The 481-nt window shown below is 45.1% G+C and carries 1 tRNA gene and 1 pseudogene; one reads left to right on the top strand and one right to left on the bottom strand.

Annotated elements, in window-relative coordinates:
- Window positions 1-182 precede the first annotated feature (182 nt).
- Window positions 183-257 (top strand) — tRNA-Thr (locus tag KKC1_RS13875).
- Between the two features lie 116 nt (window positions 258-373).
- On the opposite strand, the pseudogene KKC1_RS18020 reads toward KKC1_RS13875, so the two are convergent.
- Window positions 374-481: pseudogene (locus KKC1_RS18020) on the bottom strand (site-specific integrase); the annotation flags it as partial.

The raw sequence follows: 481 nt of genomic DNA, 5'->3' as shown, positions 1-481 counted from the left end.
TCATACATAAATCCCCAATTACCATTGGAGGAAAGAAAATCGAAAAAATTACCTAGGTCCACTTGACAGCTTCGGTTTCCGGGTAGGTGTTGACGGAACTCAACGGATAACGTATAATAAAAATCGCGATCACAAGTTGATAATATCATGAATAACCTGAATTACTTTAAAAAATTTAAGGTGCTGATGTGGCTCAGCGGTAGAGCAGCGCACTCGTAATGCGCAGGTCGCCGGTTCGAATCCGGCCATCAGCTCCAGAAAAGCCAGAAATGGCAGGGCTTCCGTGGTTGGAAGTATCTGCCATTTCTATTTAAGGGGTTATTTTGCGAACAAATTGCAAACATAATTTTTTCGCTCAGTCATCCAGCAGTTTTTACAGCCTGTAGGCGGCTTCCTTCTGCATACCCTCCATCAGGTGTCCATAGGTGTCCATCGTGGTCCTTATACTGCTGTGGCCCAGGCGTTCGGAAATGACCTTTGC

Source organism: Calderihabitans maritimus (assembly GCF_002207765.1).
GTDB classification, from domain to species: domain Bacteria; phylum Bacillota; class KKC1; order Calderihabitantales; family Calderihabitantaceae; genus Calderihabitans; species Calderihabitans maritimus.
This window is presented reverse-complemented; position numbering and strand designations above follow the sequence as displayed.